This window comes from Nocardioides sp. 503, from assembly GCF_004522095.1.
Classification (GTDB): Bacteria; Actinomycetota; Actinomycetes; order Propionibacteriales; family Nocardioidaceae; genus Nocardioides.
In genome coordinates this window covers 1,008,651-1,026,204 of sequence record NZ_SPUI01000002.1, presented here as the reverse complement: position 1 = coordinate 1,026,204, position 17,554 = coordinate 1,008,651, and the positions used below count along the sequence as shown (strand labels likewise).

Sequence of the window (17,554 nt, the reverse complement as noted above, 5' to 3'; positions counted from 1 at the left end):
CCGGCGGCTCACTCGCGCCCGAGGTCGCGGTGGGTGACCCGGACCTCGAGCCCGTGGGCGACCAGGCGTCGGCTGATCTCCTCGCTCATGGCGACGCTGCGGTGCTTGCCGCCGGTGCAGCCCAGGGCCACGCGCATGAAGCGCTTGCCCTCGCGGAGGTAGCCCTCGGCCACGCCGGTGAGGACCGGCACGTAGGCGTCGAGGAACTCCTCGGCACCGGGCTGGGCCCGGACGTAGTCGGAGACCGCGCCGTCCTGGCCGGTGCTCGCGCGCAGCTCGGGGACCCAGAACGGGTTGGGCAGGAAGCGCATGTCGGCCACGAAGTCGGCGTCGACCGGGATGCCGTACTTGAAGCCGAAGCTGATCACGTTGACGCTCAGTCGCATCGTCTCGGGCGAGCCGAAGGCCGCCCCGATCGCGTCGGTGAGCTGGTGGACGTTGAGGGCGGTGGTGTCGATGACCAGGTCGGCGTCGCTGCGCAGGTCGCCGAGGACCTGGCGCTCGCGCTGGAGGCCGTCGAGGAGCCGCCCGGTGCCCTGGAGCGGGTGGGGTCGCCGCGCGGCCTCCTGGCGGCGTACGAGCACGTCGTCAGCCGCGTCGAGGAAGACCAGGGTGGTGCGCCGCCCGGTCGCGCCCTGGGCGAGGTTGGCGTGCAGCGTGTGGAAGAACGAGCCGGACCGGACGTCGACGACGACCGCGATGCGCTGGCTCTCGCCGAAGCCGTCGTCGACGAGCTTGACGACGTCGGGCAGCAGGCTGGGCGGCAGGTTGTCGACGACGTAGTAGCCGAGGTCCTCGAGCTCCTTGGCCGCCGTGCTGCGACCGGCACCGGTCATGCCCGTGACGACCACGAGCTCGCCACGCCGGGTGGCGTCGGGGTCGTGGGTGGGCGTCATCAGGACTCCTCGATCTCGCCGGTGGCGGTGTTGACGGAGACAGTCTGACCGGTCGCCGAGGCCTGGGCGACGGCGTCCTTGATGGCGGTCGCGGTGCGCTCGCCGATGCCGGGGACCATCGCGATCTCCTCCACGGTGGCCAGGCGCAGCTTCTTGAGGGAGCCGAAGTGCTTCAGCAGGGTCTTGCGGCGGACCTCGCCCAGGCCCGGCACGTCGTCGAGCAGGCTCTCGACCATCGTCTTGGAGCGTCGCGACCGGTGGTGGTTGATGGCGAAGCGGTGGGCCTCGTCGCGCACCCGCTGCAGGAGGTAGAGGCCCTCGGAGGAGCGCGCGAGGATGACCGGGTCCTCCTGGGCGGGCAGCCACACCTCCTCGAGGCGCTTGGCCAGGCCGACGACCGGGATGTCGACGATGCCGAGCTCGTCGAGCGCCTGCTGGGCGGCCGCGACCTGCGGCGGGCCACCGTCGACGACGACCAGGCCGGGGGCGTAGGCGAACTTGCGTGGCCGTCCGGTCTCCGGGTCGACGAGCATCGGGCCGTTGTCGGTCGCGACCTCCTTGCTGCGGGCCTGCTCGTCGAGCAGGCGCCGGAAGCGCCGGGTGATGACCTCGTGCATCGAGGCCACGTCGTTCTGGCCGTCGACGCCGCGGATCACGAAGCGGCGGTACTCGCTCTTGCGGGCCAGGCCGTCCTCGAAGACCACCATCGAGGCGACCACCTCGGTGCCCTGGAGGTTGGAGACGTCGTAGCACTCGATGCGCAGCGGGACCTCGTCGAGGTCGAGCGCGAGCTGGATCTCCTCCAGCGCCCGGTTGCGGGTCGTGAGGTCGCTGGCGCGCCGTGTCTTGTGGAGCACCAGCGCCTGGCCGGCGTTGCGGGCGACGGTCTCCTGCAGCGTCTTCTTGTCGCCGCGCTGCGGGACCCGGACCTGCACGCGGCTCCCCCGCCGGTCGCTCAGCAGGTCCTCCCACGTCTCGACGTCGGGCGGCAGCGCCGGGACGAGGATCTCGCGCGGGATCGCGTCGGCCTCGGCCTCGCCGGCGTAGAGCTGGAGCAGGAAGTCCTCGACCAGCTCGGGGGTGCCGCCCTCGTCGACGCGGTCGGCCACCCAGCCGCGCTGGCCGCGGATCCGGCCGCCGCGGACGTAGAAGATCTGGACCGCCACCTCGAGCGGGTCCTCGGCCAGGGCGATGACGTCGGCGTCGGCGCCGTCGCCGAGCACGACGGCCTGCTTCTCCAGCGCCTTCTCCAGCGCGCCGAGGTCGTCGCGCAGCCTCGCGGCGCGCTCGTAGTCCTGGGCCTCGGAGGCGGCGTACATCTCCTTCTCGATGCGGCGCACGAACGGCCGCGTCTGCCCGCCCATGAAGTCGCAGAAGTCGTCGACGATCGCGCGGTGCTCCTCGGGCGAGACCTGCCCGACGCACGGCGCCGCGCACTTGCCGATGTAGCCGAGGAGGCAGGGCCGCCCGATCTGCGCGGACCGCTTGAAGACGCCGTTGCTGCACGAGCGCATCGGGAAGACCCGCAGCAGGACGTCGACGGTCTCGCGGATCGCCCAGGCGTGGCTGTAGGGGCCGAAGTAGCGGGTGCCCTTGCGCTTGGCCCCGCGTCCGACCATCACGCGGGGGAACTCGTCGCCGACGGTGACCGCGAGCCAGGGATAGGACTTGTCGTCGCGGTACTTGACGTTGAAGCGCGGGTCGTACTCCTTGATCCAGGAGTACTCCAGCTGGAGCGCCTCGACCTCGGTGTTGACCACCGTCCACTCGACGCTGGCGGCCGTGGTGACCATCGTGGCGGTGCGCTGGTGCAGGTTGCCGACGTCCTGGAAGTACGACGACAGGCGCGAGCGGAGGTTCTTCGCCTTGCCGACGTAGACGACGCGGCCCTTCGGGTCGCGGAAGCGGTAGACGCCCGGCTGCGTCGGGATCGACCCGGCCTCGGGACGGTAGGACAACGGCCCGCGGGTGGGTCGGGACGAGCGGGGCGGTGGCACTCCTCAAGCCTACGGTCCACCACCGACGCTCTCGTCCGTGGTCAGTGTGTCGGCTTTGTGGTTATTGTCGCGTCGATTACTGTGCTTTTCATGCACTGTCGTGACCGCTACGGACTCCGGCTCACCACGTCGGACGTGGCCGCCGAGTCCTACAACCGCGGCGTCGGCGACCTGCTGCGGCTGCGGGCGGGCTCGGTGGAGGCGATCGCCGCGTCCGTGGTGCACGACCCGACCTTCGCGCTGGGCCACGCCGCCCTCGCGCTGCTCGGCCACGACCTCTGCGCCCCGGTGGACGTCCAGGGCCGGATGCGTGACGCCGAGCGGCACGCCGGGCGCGCCACCGAGCGCGAGCGCAGCCACGTGCACGCGATCCTCTCGCACCTGCGCGGCGACTCCGCGCCGGTCGTGCGCCACCTCGAGGCCTACCCGGTCGACGCGCTCCTGCTGTCGGCCGCAGTGCCGACCATCGCCTTCGCAGGGGTGACCGAGGTGCCCCAGCAGGCCTGGGACATCGTCGAGCACGCGGCGCCCGCCTACGGCGACGACTGGTGGTACGCCGGCCTGCTGGCCTTCATCCGCCAGGAGCAGGGCCGCTTCGACGAGGCCATGGACCTGTCCTGCCGGTCGCTGGCGATCGAGCCCAGCGCCGGCCACTCGGCCCACGCCCGGGCGCACGCCCACTACGAGACCGGCGACCACCTGGCCGGGCTCGCGTGGATGGACGGCTGGGTCACCGGCGACGGGGCCAGCATCGACAGCATCAGCCACTTCTCCTGGCACGCCGCCCTGCACGAGCTCTCGCTCGGCGACCTGGACGCGGTCCGCCGGCGCTACGACACCCAGCTGCGTCCCGAGCACGGGCTGGGCTGCCGCGCCCTCGTGGACAGCGGGTCGCTGCTCATCCGCTGGTCGATGACGCCCGACGCCGAGGACGTCCCGGACCTCGACCGGGTTGCCCAGGTCGTCGGGCGCGACGTGCTCGAGCGCCCGGCCACGCCCTTCCTCGCGATGCACAGCGCGGTCACCCTGCTGGCGCTCGGCGACGGCCCCGGGCTGGAGCGGCTGGGTCGGTTCGCCGCGGAGCACGCGCACGCCACCCACCGCGAGGTCGTCGCACCGCTCGTGGCCGCACTGCGCGAGCTGCACGCCGGGCGGTACGCCGCCGCGGCCGCCTCGCTGGCGGCCCTGTCCCCCGCGGTCCCGCGGCTCGGCGGCTCGGACGCGCAGCGCGAGCTCGTCGAGGAGGTGCGCATCGCCGCGCTCGTCCGGGCCGACCGGCTCGACGAGGCCCGCGAGCTGCTCGACCGGCGGCTGGACCGCCGTACCTCCCGGCGCGACGAGCGCTGGCGCGACTCCTGTCTTCCGGCCGGCCAGGGACAGGTCCAGGCCTAGGGCGCCTACGCCGCCACGATCTTGTCGCCCTTGACGTCGATCTTCACCGAGGCCAGGGCGGAGGTCGCCGGGCCGCCCTCGACCTCGCCGGTCGCGGCGGAGAACGAGCTGCCGTGCACGGCGCACGCGATCACGCCGTCCTCGACCGACGTCACGGTGTTGGCCGCGTGGGTGCACACGGCCGAGAACGCGACGAAGTCGCCCTCGGTGGGCTGGGTGATGACGATCTGCTGGTCGCCCAGGATGAGCCCGCCACCGACGGGCACCTCCGAGGTCGTGGCGAGCTCGGTGCCGGCCTCGGTCTCGCCGCCGGCGGGCTCGTCGTCGCTCGAGCCGCCACCGCAGCCCGCGAGGGCGGCGGCGACGCCGAGCGCCCCGAGGCCGTGGAAGACGATGCGGCGGGTGGGCCGGAACGGGGGCTGTCGTGGAGCGGTCATGGGTGCCTCCTCGGCGTGGGGGTCAGGCCCGGCTGATCTGGCCGTCGGTGACGGCGAGCTCGACGGAGCCCAGGGGCTCCGAGGCGGGGCCGCTCTCGGGGGCGCCGTCGGTGAGGGCGAACTTGCTGCCGTGGCAGGGGCAGTTGATGGTGCTGGTGACCTCGCTGACCGGGCAGCCCGAGTGGGTGCACTGGATGTCGAAGCCCTTGAAGTCACCTGCGGTCGGCTGGGTGACCACCACGCCCTCGTCGGGGAAGACCGCGCCGCCGCCGACCGGGATGTCGGCCGCTGCGGCGAAGCCGCTCGCCGCCGGAGCCGACGCCGAGCCGGACGGGGTCGACGGGGAGGACCCCGCAGATCCCGGCGAGGACGGGGCCGGGTCGTCCTGGGCGGTCGTGCCACCGTCGTCGCCGCCGCACGCCGCGAGCACCGGCAGGGCGAGCCCGATGCCGGCGGCGCCCGTCAGTGCCTTGCGCCTGCTGAGTCCTGTCGCCATGTGAGTGTCCTCCGAGAGCGGTCCAGTAGTTGAAAGACACACTACTCAGCCGTCTGAGAACAGCATGAGAACCAGCCGTGAACGCCCCCGGGATGCCGGTCGATAGCCTTACGCCCGTGGGGGTCACGGGAGCCGACGGGCAGGTCGACGCATACGTCGCCGCCGTCGACGACCTCGTGGCGGCGCTCGAGCGGGACCCGGTCAACGTCCAGCAGCTCGCCGGCAACGGCCACACGGCCGAGGTCGACGCCCACCTCACCGAGATCGTCGCCTCCTCCGACGTCCCGATCTACGTCGCGCTCGTGGGCGAGCTCCCCGACCTGGCGACCGACCGACCGACCGAGGACCTGGCGATCCGGCTGCAGTCGGAGCTGGGCCAGGACGCGATCTACGTCGTGGCCGTCGGCCGCTCCGGCACGTCGTTCTACTACGGCGGCGACGACACCTCCCTGGAGACCGCGATCTACGAGGGGCTGGAGCCGACCTACGACACCAGCTCCGACAGCGACGCCCCGCGACCCAGCGACGCGGGCCGGGCGGCCATCATCGCGACCCTGGTCGCCGACGAGAACCACACGATCTCGGACTCCCTCGTGGACACCTACACCGCCGGCGCCACCTGGACCGGCCCGCGCTACGAGTCGCGCCCGGACGCCTACCTGCACGCGGAGGTCGCCGGCCTCTCCGCCCTGGTGGGCGTGCTCGTCGCCCTGACCACGTGGCGCCTGGCCCGCACATGGGCGCTGCGCTCGGTCGTGCCGGCCCCGGCACCAGGCGTCCGCCGGCCCGCCGACAGCCACACGCCCACCCGCCAGAAGCGGCGCAAGGTGGACGCGGCAGCCCGGGCGGTCGCCTCCGACGCGACGCCCGGCCTCGAGGACGTGCGACGCCAGGCCGGCACGACCCTCGAGAAGCTCGCCGACGAGCTGGTGCGCCGTCCCTCCGGACCCGGGGTGGACGACGCCCTGGGCTGCCGGGTCGCGGCCGAGCAGGCGCTCGGCTCCGACGACGTGCTCGACGTGGTGGGCGCGCTGGTGCTGGCGCGGACGGGTCGCAAGCTGCTCGAGGACCCCGACCGTGCCTACCGCCCGTGCTTCCTCAACCCCCTCCACGGACTCGGCTACGTCGAGACCAGCGCCCCGGTCGGGGGCGACGACGAGGTGACGGTGCCGGTGTGCCGGACCTGCAGCAAGGCCGGCACGACGGGACGCGGCTACGAGCCGCTGCTCGAGCGCCCGCACGGGCTGCTCCCCCGCGCTCCCCGGCCCTACTACGAGGGCGACTCCGTCTGGGCGCGCACCGGCTTCGGCTCCCTCGACACCGACCTGTGGCGCCGGGTCATGGAGGAGCGGTCATGAGGGGCTGGCGGCTGGTCCTGGGGCTGCTCGTGTCCGTGCTGGCCGGCGCCGGCGCCGGGCTCGTGCCCGCGATCGGCATGGAGACCGACCGGGTGGCGGCCGTGGCCCCGCCGGGCGACCGGGTGCAGGCCGCGATCGACGAGCTGCGCGTGGACCGCGTCCACGTGCCGGAGGACGGCCGCTCCATGCTCGACGAGGCCGGCGAGCGCCGGCTCGAGGCGCTGCTCGCCGACTCCGACCCGGCCGTCTACGTCGTGGTGTGGGCCGAGACCAGCGAGGCCGGCTACGGCTCGCCGTACGACGTCGTCGACCAGCTCGGCGCCGCCATCGACCCGCGTGCCGTCATGGTCGTCTGGGAGGGCCCGGGCCGCGGCGACGTCGGCGCGCTCGACGGCTACGTGTACTCCTCGATGGCCTTCGAGGGCGACCCGGAGGCGCGCGTCACCGAGCTCGTCGAGGAGCTGCGCGGGCAGACGATCGAGCCGCTCGACGAGGAGGGCACGGGCGACGTCATCGGCGGTGGCCTGCTGGGGGCCTTCGGCGGGGCCGCCGCCTACGGTCTCCTCATGACCGTGGTGGGCTGCGTGCGCGTCACGCGCGGCCGTCCCTACCGCGTCCCCGGCCCCTGGCAGAAGGACCCCTCATGAGCACCGCCGACGACCAGCTGGACCAGCTCCTCGCGACGGTCCAGCAGTCCCTGGACGCGACCGGCGTCTACGTCGCCCCCGCCATGGCGAGGTACGTCGACGCCGAGGACGTGGCCCGGATCGAGGCCGCCGTGGCCCGGGCCCCCGAGCCGCTCTACGTCGTGGTCTACCCGCTGTCCTACGACGACGTGTTCAACGGCAACGCCGGGGACCTGCTGAGCCGGCTGCACGACGCCTCGGGCAAGCCGGGCCTCTACGTCGCCAACGGGCAGGTCTACGACGAGGCGCAGGACTTCCGGCTCGACGCGCGGGCCTGGGGCGACTCCCTGGGTGGCGGCTCCTCCTCGGCGACCTACGAGATCACGACGATCGGCGAGGAGACGGCCCCGCAGGACCTCGGGGAGCAGCTCGTGACCGTGGCCGAGGCGGTCGCCGACGGGACGGTCGCCGAGCAGTACCGCGCGCTCGTGGAGGACCAGCGCGAGGACACGTCGTCCACCGGCGACTCGGGCGGGTCCGGGGACGGGTCCGGGGACGGCGCCCCGGTCGGCGCCTACACCGTCGGCGGGGTGGTGCTGGCGCTCGCCGTGGTGGGGACCGTCGCGCGCCGCAGGCGCCCGCAGCACGCCCGGACCGGGAGCGGCTCGTCCCGGCGGGAGTTCACCCTGCCGGCCTCCGTGCTCGACCGGGTGCGCGACGCGCACGACGAGGAGCTCACCCGGCGCGCCCACCGCGAGGTGCTCGCGCTCGGCGAGCGGATCGACGCCGCCGACATGGACGCCGACCGCGCGCCCCGCTCGTGGCAGGCGGCGCTCGACCACTACGACGCCGCGCGGCGCGTGCTCGGCGAGGACGACGGCACCGACGTCGACGTCCTGGACGTCGTGGGCGCGATCGTCCTCGCGGAGCGCGGCGACGAGGCGCTGACCGCGGCCCTGGCGGGCCGGCCCTTCGAGCCGACCACGCCCTGCTTCCTCGACCCCCTGCACGGCGCGGCCACGACCGAGGGCTCGATCGACCGCGACGGCGACCGGATCGCCGTACCGCTGTGCAAGGTGTGCCGCGCGGACCTGCGCCGCAAGCGCCGCCCCGACATCCTCGACGTGGTGCGCGACGGCGAGCCGGTGCACTACTTCGAGACCGACGACGAGCCCTGGGCCTCCACCGGCTATGGCGCCCTGTCGCCCGACCTGGTCGAGCGGCTGCACCGGCGCCGCTAGGACTTCTTGGCAGCCGCCTTCGTCGTCTTCTTGGCCGCAGTGCGGCGCGTGGTGGTCTTCTTCGCCGGCGCCTTGGCCGCCACCGCCTTGCGGGCACCTCTGGCCTCCGGCGCCGCGCTGGCCGCCAGCATCCGCTTCGGCTGCTGGGCGTGCCGGCCGTCGAGCATCGGCGCGAGGAACTGGCCGGTGTAGGAGTCGGGGTTGGCCGCCACCTGCTCCGGCGTGCCCTCGGCCACGACCATGCCACCGCGCGAGCCGCCCTCGGGACCCATGTCGACCAGCCAGTCGGCGGTCTTGATGACGTCGAGGTTGTGCTCGATCACCAGCACGGAGTTGCCTTGGTCGACCAGGCGGCCGAGCACCAGCAGCAGCTTGCGGATGTCCTCGAAGTGCAGGCCCGTGGTGGGCTCGTCGAGGACGTAGACGGTGCGCCCGGTGGAGCGCTTCTGCAGCTCCGAGGAGAGCTTGACGCGCTGCGCCTCGCCACCGGACAGGGTGGTCGCGGGCTGCCCGAGGCGGACGTAGCCCAGGCCCACCTCGACCAGGGTCTTCATGTGCCGGGCGATCGGCGGGACCGCCGCGAAGAAGTCGACCGCCTCCTCGATCGGCATGTCGAGGACCTCGGCGATGGTCTTGCCCTTGTAGTGGACCTCGAGCGTCTCGCGGTTGTAGCGGGCGCCGTGGCACACCTCGCACGGGACGTAGACGTCCGGGAGGAAGTTCATCTCGATCTTGATCGTGCCGTCGCCGGAGCACGCCTCGCAGCGCCCGCCCTTGACGTTGAACGAGAAGCGGCCCTGGAGGTAGCCGCGCATCTTGGCCTCGGGCGTCGAGGCGAACAGCTTGCGGATGTGGTCGAAGACGCCGGTGTAGGTCGCCGGGTTGGACCGCGGGGTGCGACCGATCGGCGACTGGTCGACGTGGATCACCTTGTCGACGTGCTCGAGGCCGGTGATCTTCTGGTGGCGCCCGGGGACCGTGCGCGAGCGGTAGATCTGCTTGGCCAGCGAGGTGTAGAGGATGTCGTTGACCAGCGTCGACTTGCCGGACCCGGAGACGCCCGTGACCGCGACGAACATGCCGAGCGGGAAGGCGACGTCGACGTTGCGCAGGTTGTGCTCGCGCGCGCCGTGGACCTTGAGCTCGCGGCCCTTGGTGCGCGGGCGGCGGATCTCGGGGACCGGGATCTCGCGGCGGCCGGAGAGGTACTGGCCGGTCATCGAGTCGGGGTGGTCGAGCAGGCCCTGCACCGAGCCGCTGTGGACGACCTGGCCGCCGTGCTCGCCGGCGCCCGGGCCGATGTCGACGACCCAGTCGGCGACCCGGATCGTGTCCTCGTCGTGCTCGACGACGATCAGGGTGTTGCCGAGGTCCTTGAGCCGGACCAGGGTCTCGATCAGCCGCTTGTTGTCGCGCTGGTGCAGGCCGATCGACGGCTCGTCGAGGACGTAGAGGACGCCGACCAGGCCGGCGCCGATCTGCGTGGCCAGGCGGATGCGCTGCGCCTCGCCGCCGGACAGCGAGCCTGAGGGCCGGTCCAGCGAGAGGTAGTCGAGGCCGACGTCGAGCAGGAAGTTGAGGCGCTCCTGGATCTCCTTGAGCACCCGCTCCCCGATCTGGCGCTCCCGCGCGCTCAGGTCGAGGTCGCGCAGGAAGTCGGCGGTCTCGTTGATCGGCAGCGCGCAGACGTCGGCGATGTTGCGCCCGCCGAGGAGGACCGCCATCGAGACGGGCTTGAGCCGGCTGCCCTTGCAGGTCGGGCACGGCACCTCGCGCATGAAGCCCTCGAAGCGCTCGCGGCTGGTGTCGGACTCCGCCTCGCGGTGCCGGCGCTCGATGTAGGGGCGCACGCCCTCGAACGCCGCGTAGTAGGCGCGCTGGCGGCCGTAGCGGTTGCGGGTGACGACGTGGACCTTGGTGGAGTGGCCGTCGAGGATGGACTTCTGGGACTTGGTGGAGAGCCGCTCCCAGGGCGTGTTGAGGTCGAAGCCGAGCTCGTCGCCCAGCGCGCCGAGCAGCTTGAGGAAGTAGTCGGCGACGTGGGCCTGGCTCCACGGCTGGATGGCGCCCTCGCCGAGGGTGGCCGACGCGTCGGGCACGACCAGCTCGGGGTCGACCTCCATCCGGGTGCCGAGGCCGCTGCACGCGGGGCAGGCGCCGAACGGGGAGTTGAAGGAGAACGAGCGCGGCTCCAGCTCGTCGGTGTCGATCGGGTGGTCGTTGGGGCACGACATCTTCTCGCTGAACCGCATCTCGCGGTCGGGGTCCTTGGCGTCCAGGTCGACGAAGTCGAGCAGGACCAGGCCGCCGGCGAGGTTGAGCGCGGTCTCGACGGAGTCGGTGAGGCGACGCTTGGAGGTCTCCTTGACCGCCAGCCGGTCGACCACGACCTCGATCGTGTGCTTCTTCTGCTTGTCGAGCTTGGGACCGTCGGTCAGCAACGCGTCGAGGGTGTGCGTCTCGCCGTCGACCTTGGCGCGGCTGAAGCCCTGGGTCTGGAGCTGGCGGAAGAGCTCGAGGTACTCGCCCTTGCGGCCGCGGATGACGGGCGCCAGCACCTGGAACCGGCGGCCCTCCTCGAGCGAGAGCACCTTGTCGACGATCTGTTGCGGCGTCTGCCGCTCGATGGGCGCGCCGCACGTGGGGCAGTGGGGCCGGCCGGCGCGGGCGTAGAGCAGCCGGAGGTAGTCGTAGACCTCGGTGATGGTGCCGACGGTGGAGCGGGGGTTCTTCGAGGTGGACTTCTGGTCGATCGAGACCGCGGGCGAGAGGCCCTCGATGAAGTCGACGTCGGGCTTGTCCATCTGGCCCAGGAACTGGCGCGCGTAGGCCGAGAGCGACTCGACGTAGCGGCGCTGGCCCTCGGCGAAGATCGTGTCGAACGCGAGCGAGGACTTGCCCGAGCCCGAGAGGCCCGTGAACACGATGAGCGAGTCACGGGGGAGGTCGAGCGAGACGTCCTTGAGGTTGTGCTCCCGGGCTCCCCGGATGATCAGCTGATCGGCCACTGCCGTCCTTCGGGCTAGGTCTGGTTCGAACAAGTGTTCGTCATCGGAGGGCGGGAATCAAGCCGACGCGACGGACGTCTCAGACTCTCACGCGCCGCCGACAGTCCAGAATCTCGCACTCCCCCGCCGACCGGTACCCATGCGCCAGGATGGACCCCATGACCGATCCCGACGTGACCGACGAGCTCCAGGACGCGACCTCGCGCCTGGTGCGCACCGTGGACGCCCTCACCGACGAGGAGTACGCCGCCGCGTCGCTGCTGCCCGACTGGAGCCGCGCCCACGTGGTGGCCCACCTCGCCCTCAACGCCGAGGCACTCACCGGCGTCCTGCGCGGCATCGTGGGCGGCGAGCCGACGACGATGTACGCCTCGCAGGAGCAGCGCGACGCCGACATCGAGGAGCTGGCCGCCGCCGACCCGAGCGAGCTGCGCGACCGGCTCCTCGGCTCGACGACCGACCTCGCGGACGCGATGGCCGCCGTGCCCGACGAGGGGTGGGACACCGTGGTCGAGCGCACGCCGGGCAGCGGACGGACCTTCGTCGCCCACGCGGTACCGGGGATGCGGCTGCGCGAGGTCGAGATCCACCACGCCGACCTGGCCGCCGGTTACACCCGCGCCGAGTGGCCGACGTCGTTCTCGGAGCGCGTGCTGCGCTCGATGATGAAGCGGGACGCCGGTGACGAGCCGTTCACGGCGGTCCCCCACGACCTGGCGGGCACCTGGCAGTGTGGCGAGGTGACCGACTCCTCCCCCGTGGTCCGCGGCAGCGCCGCCGACCTGGCGTGGTGGCTGACCGGTCGCGACGACGGCGAGGGACTCACAACGGACAGCGACGCGCTGCCGAGGATCGAGGCATGGTGAACGACGCGGTGAACGACGGCTACGCCGGCGACGTGACGGTCGGGGGCGGCGCCGACGTGCGTGAGCTCGCGCACCTGCGCATCACCAAGGTCGCCGTGGACGAGGCGATGTCCAACAACTGCTACCTGCTGACCTGCAAGGAGAGCGGTGAGCAGGTGCTCGTCGACGCCGCCTCCGAGCCCGAGACGCTGCTCCCCCTGATCGGCGACGCCGGCCTGACCACGGTCGTCACCACCCACCAGCACTGGGACCACCACCGCGCCCTCGACGCGGTCGTCCGCGCCACCGGCGCGGAGGTCGTCGCCGGCGCTCCCGACGCCGCGGCGATCACCGACCAGACCGGCGTCGCGGTGACCCGCACCGTCGGCGACGGCGACACGGTCGCGGTCGGCGCCTGCACGCTGGAGGTCATCGCGATCGCCGGACACACCCCTGGCTCGGTCGCCCTGGTCTACCGCGACCCCGAGGGTCACCCGCACCTCTTCACCGGCGACTCGCTCTTCCCCGGCGGCGTCGGCAACACCTTCGGCGACGACGCGGCCTTCGCCCAGCTGGTCGACGAGGTCGAGGCCAAGGTCTTCGGCACCCTGCCCGACGACACGTGGTTCTACCCCGGCCACGGCGACGACTCGACGCTCGGCGTCGAGCGCCCTCATCTCGCGGAGTGGCGGGCGCGGGGCTGGTAGACCGCCCGCGGCACGTCATCCCGCCCCGAGAGGCGGGATGAGGCGGCGACCTGTCCCGGAGACATGGGGGGATGGGCCGGGACAGGTCGCGCTACCACAGGAAGCCTGCAGCGGGTCCCCATGAACCGAGCACCGAGGCGTTCTGAGGAACAGTCAACCGGACCCCGTCGCCCGTGTCACCTGTTACCGTCCATTTCCTTTTGTGGACTAGACCGGCCCCTTTTGTTACTCGATTGTGGATCTGGTCAGCTGTAGGTGACCTTGACGGTGTCCGTGACCGGGAGCGCCTGGCAGGCCAGGCGGATGCCCTCGCCGAGATCCTCGTCGTCGAGGACGTCGTTGTGCAGGAGCTTGACCTCGCCCTCGAGGAGCCGGACGGCGCAGGCCGAGCACTCCCCCTCGCGGCAGGAGTACGGCGCTTTGACGCCCTTGGCCTCGAGGTGGTCGAGCATCTTGGTGCCGGCCTCCCAGTCGTCGAAGACGTGGTGCTCGCCGTCCAGCTCGACCTCGAGCCGGGCCGGGCCACGGGAGCCGGAGGCCGCGTCGTCGGCGGCGTCCTGCTCGTCGGCCTCGGCCGCGGAGATCTCGCTCTCGGCCACCTCGACGTCGTGCAGGTCGCCGAACGGGTTGCCGCCCAGCGAGACGAACTTCTCCTGGTGGCGGCGGTCGCGGGGGAAGCCGAGCTCCTTGAGAGCGCCGACCGTCATCTTCATGAACGGCGCCGGGCCGCACACGAACGCGTCGGAGGAGGAGTGGGCCGCGGCGAACGCCTTCATCTGCTCCGGCGTGGGCAGCCCCTGGACCGACTCGAGCCAGTGGACGACCTGCAGCCGCTCGGGGTGCTCGGCGGCGAGCGCGGTGAGCTCGGCGGCGAAGATCACCGACGACTCGTCGCGGTTGGCGTAGAGGAGCACGACCCGCCCCGCGCCCTGCGCCAGCGCCGTGCGCGTGATGGACAGGATCGGGGTGATGCCGGAGCCGCCGGCGAAGAGCAGCAGGTCGGCGTCGAGCGAGGCCGGGGTGAAGATGCCGCTCGGCGGCAGCACGCGCAGGGAGTCACCCTGGTGGAGGCGGTCGCAGATCCAGTTCGAGGCGTAGCCGTCGACGGTGCGCTTGACCGTGATCGTCAGCCGGCCGGTCTGCTCGTAGGACAGCGGACTGCTGGACAGCGAGTAGCAGCGGGCGGCGACGCCGGTCTGGTCGCTGGGCACGGCGACGGTGAGGAACTGCCCGGGCCTGTAGGAGAAGTGGTCGGCGTGCTCGTCGGGGACCTCGAAGGTGACCGAGTGCGCGTCGGCCGTCTCCTCGACGACCTCGACGACCGTGAGCTCGAAGGATGCGGTGTCCATGGGTGGGTCAGTAACCGTCCTCGGCGCCGATGTCGACCTGGCCCTCGCGTACGGCGGTCTCGATGCTGGCGAGCAGCCGGGGGCAGCCCTGATGGTAGTCGCGGCCGCGGCCGTCGCGCCGCGACAGCTCGGGGCACGACTCCCGGGCCTCGCGGCTCCACTGGATCGAGGTGTGGTGGTCGCTGTTCTTCTTCACGCCCACCCGCGCCAGGCAGTCCAGGCAGGCCACCTCGGTGAGCCGGGCGCTGGTGTAGAGGCGCTGGTCCTCGAGGGTGTCGGCGCTGGTCGGGACGAAGGACGCCATCAGGTGCCCGTCATGACCGACGGCGAGTCGCTCTCGCTCCCCGCGGTGGCCCCGTCGGCGCCCTCGGCCTCCTCCGCGGCCTTGCGAGCGAGGTTCTCGGCGACCTCCTCCTGCCAGTACTCGTTGGCCTTGGTGGTGTCGACCTCGAACTCGAAGCGGTCGACCATCTCCGGCTGGATGTCGGCCCGGTCGACGTAGAACTGCTCGTACCAGCGGCGCAGCTGGTAGACGGGGCCGTCCTCCTCGCAGAGGAGGGGGTTCTGCACGGGCACCTTGTTCTTCCAGATGTGCACGTCCTGCAGGAAGCCGCCGCCGAACATCTCGGCGTACTTCTTGCTGATGTAGGCCGCGGTCTTGTCGTCGATGCCCTCGGGCTTCTTGACCGTGATGCCGTACTGCAGCGTGAACGAGTCGGGGCCGGTGGGGATGTGGCAGTTGATCAGGATGACCTCGGTCTGGAAGCCCTTGTAGTCGACGTCGAGCCAGTTGATCATGTACGACGGTCCGTAGTAGGTGGCCTCGGACTTGAGGAACAGCTCGGCGTCGCCGTAGCCGCCGGTCATGTCCGGGCGCCCCTTGGACTCCATGAACTGCGTGGCCTGGTGGCCCTCGAAGACGTTGCGGAAGCTCGTGGGGAACGAGAAGTGCACGTAGTAGAAGTGCGCCATGTCGACCACGTTGTCGATGAGCTCGCGGCAGTGGGAGTCGGTGATCGGCACGACCTCCCAGGTCCAGGGGGTGTACTCGTCGGTGCCGACGCCGGGCAGCTCGGGGGGCAGCAGGTCGGGCTCGGCCTCGGAGCCCTCGACGTCGTGCCAGATCAGCAGCTGGCCGTTGCGGATCGTGGTGGCGTACTTCTGGGTGCGCGCGCGCAGCGGCACCCGGCGGGCGTAGGGGATCGCCTTGCACTTGCCGTCGCCGCCCCAGCGCCAGTCGTGGAACGGGCAGGCGATCTCGTCGCCCTTGACGGTGCCCTGGGTCAGGTCGCCGCCCATGTGGCGGCAGTAGCCGTCGAGGACGTTGAGCCCACCCTGGGTGTCCTGCCAGACGACCAGCTGACCACCGAACGCCTCGATGCGGTGGGGCTTGCCGTCCCCGAAGCTCTCGGCGAGCCCGAGGCAGTGCCAGCCGCGCGCGAAGCGCTCCGGCGGGGTGCCCCTGTCGAGGATCCTCGTGTCGCTCATCGTGTGCCTCTCTCCGACCGGTCGTGCCTGCTGACGCCCAAAACAAGAACAGGTTATAGTTTTTGGCCCGGGGATGAAAGCGCCGCCTCCGCGCGCGCCGCCTGCATCGCCCGCTGCTTGGCCACGAACTTCGCCGACATCCGCTGCGTGGTCACGGGCGCCAGGCGCCCGAAGAGCCACGTGGCCCGGGCCGTGCGCGGCGTGACCAGCAGCCCGCGGTCCTCGCGCACGGCGCGGAGCACCTCCTGCGCGAGGACGTCGGGGTCGTGCGGCCGCCGCACTCCCTGGCCCTTGAGGAAGTAGTCCCGGCCGTGGAAGCGGCCCACCGCGCCCTTGTCCAGGATCGGGGTGTCGACCGCCGACGGGCAGACCACCGTCACCCCCACGCCCTTGGCCGCGGCCTCGGAGCGCAGCGCCAGCGAGAGGCCGACCACGGCGTGCTTGGTCATCACGTAGCTCGTCAGCAGCCCGGCCGCCATCAGCCCGCCCATGGAAGCGGTGTTGACGATGTGCCCGCCCCGACCGTCGGCAGCGCCCTGGCGCACCATGACCGGGTACGCCGCCGCCACGCCGTGCACCACGCCGCGGATGTTGACGTCGATGATCGAGTCCCAGTGCGCGAGCGTGAGCTCCTCGGTCTCCCCGCCCAGCGAGATGCCCGCGTTGTTGAACATCAGGTCCAGCCGGCCGTCCCGCGCCACCACGTCGTCCACGGCGGCCTGCACGGCCGCCGCGTCGGTCACGTCCAGGCGCAGCGCCCTCGCCGACCCGCTGCCGCGCACGCTGTCCACGGTCCCCTGGGCCGCGGCCTCGTCGAGGTCGGCGACGACGACGTGGTCCCCCACGGCGACGAGCGCGCGGCAGAGCGCGGCGCCGATGCCGGAGCCGCCGCCGGTGACGATCGCGTGCCGGCTCATGCGAACGCCCGCATCACGTGGCCGTGGATGTCGGGGTAGCGCGCCAGGTGGGCGCCGCCGTTGAGGTCGAGCACCTCGCCGGTGAGCCAGGCGGCGCCCGCGATGTAGACCGCGGCCGCTGCCACCTCCTCCGGCAGGCCCGCGCGTCCCAGCGGGGTGTTGGCGAGGTAGTCGTCCTCGATGCCCGCGATGTCCATCGCGGGGGCGGTGAGCGGCGTGAGGACGAGCCCTGGTGAGATCGCGTTGACCCGCACCCGCCGCGGCGCCAGCTCGAGGGCGGCGACCTCGGTGAGCATCGCGAGCCCGGCCTTGGCCGCGCAGTAGGCGCCCATGCCGGTGCCGGGCTGGCGGGCGTTGAGGGAGGTCAGCGAGATCAGCACTCCCCCGTCGGCCACCGCACGGCCGCCGTGCTTGAGCACCAGGAAGGCGCCGGTGAGGTTGACGTCGACCACCCGGCGGAACTCCGCCGCGTCCAGCTCGGTCAGCAGCCCGAGCGTGCTCACGCCCGCGCTGTTGACCACGACGTCGACCCGGCCGTGCTCGGCCAGGACGCCGGCGAAGAGCGCCTCCACCGAGGCCTCGTCGGTGACGTCGACGGCGGGTCCGCCGGCGCCGTCGGTCGCGAGGTCGGCCACCACCACGCGGCAGCCGTCGTGCTCCAGCGCCGTGGCGACGGCCGCCCCGATGCCGGACGCTCCGCCCACGACGACGGCGATCCGTTGCTGGTCGCCCCGCTGGTCGCTCTGCTGGTCCATGGCTGCCCACCTTCTGTTGACGCGTGTCAAATCTGGCCCTAG

Annotated in this window: 16 protein-coding genes; 6 read left to right on the top strand and 10 right to left on the bottom strand. The window is 72.2% G+C overall.

Translation table 11 applies throughout. The features are described from left to right. Positions 1-8: 8 nt before the first annotated feature. Positions 9-896 carry an RNase adapter RapZ gene (rapZ, locus tag E4622_RS05940; protein ID WP_134739103.1) on the bottom strand — a complete coding sequence of 296 codons (888 nt, stop codon included), beginning with the start codon at positions 894-896 and terminating at the stop codon, positions 9-11. After that, the gene (uvrC, locus tag E4622_RS05935) at positions 896-2,893 is read right to left on the bottom strand and encodes an excinuclease ABC subunit UvrC (protein WP_134739102.1); all 1,998 of its coding nucleotides are present in this window, start codon (positions 2,891-2,893) and stop codon (positions 896-898) included. Before uvrC ends, rapZ begins: the two co-directional genes overlap by 1 nt. Before the next feature lie 90 nt (positions 2,894-2,983). On the opposite strand from uvrC, the gene E4622_RS05930 reads away from it, so the two are divergent. Continuing rightward, positions 2,984-4,285 carry a pyridine nucleotide-disulfide oxidoreductase gene (locus E4622_RS05930; RefSeq protein WP_134739101.1) on the top strand — a complete coding sequence of 434 codons (1,302 nt, stop codon included), beginning with the start codon at positions 2,984-2,986 and terminating at the stop codon, positions 4,283-4,285. 5 nt (positions 4,286-4,290) lie between these two features. On the opposite strand, the gene E4622_RS05925 is transcribed toward E4622_RS05930, so the two are convergent. Beyond that, a complete protein-coding gene (locus E4622_RS05925) occupies positions 4,291-4,722 on the bottom strand; it encodes a Rieske (2Fe-2S) protein (protein WP_134739100.1) in 432 nt (143 codons plus the stop codon). A gap of 22 nt (positions 4,723-4,744) precedes the next feature. Further along, positions 4,745-5,218: a Rieske (2Fe-2S) protein gene (locus E4622_RS05920; RefSeq protein ID WP_134739099.1), complete on the bottom strand. Its 474-nt coding sequence runs from the start codon at positions 5,216-5,218 to the stop codon at positions 4,745-4,747. A gap of 116 nt (positions 5,219-5,334) precedes the next feature. Here E4622_RS05920 and E4622_RS05915 point away from each other — a divergent pair, with 116 nt between their 5' ends. The 3 genes from E4622_RS05915 to E4622_RS22670 are packed head-to-tail and all read left to right on the top strand — an operon-like array spanning position 5,335 to position 8,443. Next, a complete protein-coding gene (locus tag E4622_RS05915) occupies positions 5,335-6,576 on the top strand; it encodes a hypothetical protein (protein ID WP_134739098.1) in 1,242 nt (413 codons plus the stop codon). After that, the gene (locus tag E4622_RS05910) at positions 6,573-7,223 is read left to right on the top strand and encodes a hypothetical protein (protein WP_134739097.1); all 651 of its coding nucleotides are present in this window, start codon (positions 6,573-6,575) and stop codon (positions 7,221-7,223) included. Before E4622_RS05915 ends, E4622_RS05910 begins: the two co-directional genes overlap by 4 nt. Beyond that, complete coding sequence (locus E4622_RS22670; protein WP_167735986.1) at positions 7,220-8,443, top strand: hypothetical protein; 1,224 nt, start codon at positions 7,220-7,222, stop codon at positions 8,441-8,443. The genes E4622_RS05910 and E4622_RS22670 overlap by 4 nt, the downstream gene beginning before the upstream one ends. Here E4622_RS22670 and uvrA read toward each other — a convergent pair. Further along, positions 8,440-11,451, bottom strand: coding sequence for an excinuclease ABC subunit UvrA (uvrA, locus tag E4622_RS05900; RefSeq protein WP_134739096.1), 3,012 nt, complete (start codon positions 11,449-11,451; stop codon positions 8,440-8,442). The two genes, E4622_RS22670 and uvrA, sit on opposite strands and share 4 nt — an antisense overlap. Before the next feature lie 158 nt (positions 11,452-11,609). Between uvrA and E4622_RS05895 the strand changes: the two genes are divergently transcribed. Together E4622_RS05895 and E4622_RS05890 are read left to right on the top strand one after the other, a co-directional pair. Next, the gene (locus tag E4622_RS05895; RefSeq protein ID WP_167735985.1) at positions 11,610-12,317 is read left to right on the top strand and encodes a maleylpyruvate isomerase family mycothiol-dependent enzyme; all 708 of its coding nucleotides are present in this window, start codon (positions 11,610-11,612) and stop codon (positions 12,315-12,317) included. Continuing rightward, positions 12,311-13,003, top strand: coding sequence for an MBL fold metallo-hydrolase (locus tag E4622_RS05890; RefSeq protein WP_134739094.1), 693 nt, complete (start codon positions 12,311-12,313; stop codon positions 13,001-13,003). The genes E4622_RS05895 and E4622_RS05890 overlap by 7 nt, the downstream gene beginning before the upstream one ends. 245 nt (positions 13,004-13,248) lie before the next feature. On the opposite strand, the gene E4622_RS05885 is transcribed toward E4622_RS05890, so the two are convergent. From E4622_RS05885 to E4622_RS05865, 5 genes are read right to left on the bottom strand one after another with little or no spacing between them, the layout of a single operon-like run. Next, positions 13,249-14,352, bottom strand: a complete 1,104-nt coding sequence (locus E4622_RS05885) for a 2Fe-2S iron-sulfur cluster-binding protein (RefSeq protein WP_134739093.1) — start codon at positions 14,350-14,352, stop codon at positions 13,249-13,251. A gap of 7 nt (positions 14,353-14,359) precedes the next feature. Further along, positions 14,360-14,656 carry a hypothetical protein gene (locus tag E4622_RS05880; RefSeq protein ID WP_134739092.1) on the bottom strand — a complete coding sequence of 99 codons (297 nt, stop codon included), beginning with the start codon at positions 14,654-14,656 and terminating at the stop codon, positions 14,360-14,362. After that, positions 14,656-15,840, bottom strand: a complete 1,185-nt coding sequence (locus E4622_RS05875) for a Rieske 2Fe-2S domain-containing protein (RefSeq protein WP_134739091.1) — start codon at positions 15,838-15,840, stop codon at positions 14,656-14,658. The genes E4622_RS05880 and E4622_RS05875 overlap by 1 nt, the downstream gene beginning before the upstream one ends. Positions 15,841-15,893: 53 nt before the next feature. After that, positions 15,894-16,757 carry an SDR family oxidoreductase gene (locus tag E4622_RS05870; RefSeq protein ID WP_134739090.1) on the bottom strand — a complete coding sequence of 288 codons (864 nt, stop codon included), beginning with the start codon at positions 16,755-16,757 and terminating at the stop codon, positions 15,894-15,896. Continuing rightward, a complete protein-coding gene (locus E4622_RS05865) occupies positions 16,754-17,512 on the bottom strand; it encodes an SDR family oxidoreductase (protein ID WP_134739089.1) in 759 nt (252 codons plus the stop codon). The genes E4622_RS05870 and E4622_RS05865 overlap by 4 nt, the downstream gene beginning before the upstream one ends. Between the last annotated feature and the right edge of the window lie 42 nt (positions 17,513-17,554).

What these genes read in the sequence shown, in the direction of transcription:
- rapZ (WP_134739103.1), bottom strand. Translation starts at nt 896, where the DNA reads ATGACGCCCACCCACGACCCCGACGCCACCCGGCGTGGCGAGCTCGTG.
- E4622_RS05930 (WP_134739101.1), top strand. Translation starts at nt 2,984, where the DNA reads ATGCACTGTCGTGACCGCTACGGACTCCGGCTCACCACGTCGGACGTG.
- E4622_RS05925 (WP_134739100.1), bottom strand. Translation starts at nt 4,722, where the DNA reads ATGACCGCTCCACGACAGCCCCCGTTCCGGCCCACCCGCCGCATCGTC.
- E4622_RS05920 (WP_134739099.1), bottom strand. Translation starts at nt 5,218, where the DNA reads ATGGCGACAGGACTCAGCAGGCGCAAGGCACTGACGGGCGCCGCCGGC.
- E4622_RS05910 (WP_134739097.1), top strand. Translation starts at nt 6,573, where the DNA reads ATGAGGGGCTGGCGGCTGGTCCTGGGGCTGCTCGTGTCCGTGCTGGCC.
- E4622_RS22670 (WP_167735986.1), top strand. Translation starts at nt 7,220, where the DNA reads ATGAGCACCGCCGACGACCAGCTGGACCAGCTCCTCGCGACGGTCCAG.
- E4622_RS05895 (WP_167735985.1), top strand. Translation starts at nt 11,610, where the DNA reads ATGACCGATCCCGACGTGACCGACGAGCTCCAGGACGCGACCTCGCGC.
- E4622_RS05890 (WP_134739094.1), top strand. Translation starts at nt 12,311, where the DNA reads ATGGTGAACGACGCGGTGAACGACGGCTACGCCGGCGACGTGACGGTC.
- E4622_RS05885 (WP_134739093.1), bottom strand. Translation starts at nt 14,352, where the DNA reads ATGGACACCGCATCCTTCGAGCTCACGGTCGTCGAGGTCGTCGAGGAG.
- E4622_RS05880 (WP_134739092.1), bottom strand. Translation starts at nt 14,656, where the DNA reads ATGGCGTCCTTCGTCCCGACCAGCGCCGACACCCTCGAGGACCAGCGC.
- E4622_RS05875 (WP_134739091.1), bottom strand. Translation starts at nt 15,840, where the DNA reads ATGAGCGACACGAGGATCCTCGACAGGGGCACCCCGCCGGAGCGCTTC.
- E4622_RS05870 (WP_134739090.1), bottom strand. Translation starts at nt 16,757, where the DNA reads ATGAGCCGGCACGCGATCGTCACCGGCGGCGGCTCCGGCATCGGCGCC.
- E4622_RS05865 (WP_134739089.1), bottom strand. Translation starts at nt 17,512, where the DNA reads ATGGACCAGCAGAGCGACCAGCGGGGCGACCAGCAACGGATCGCCGTC.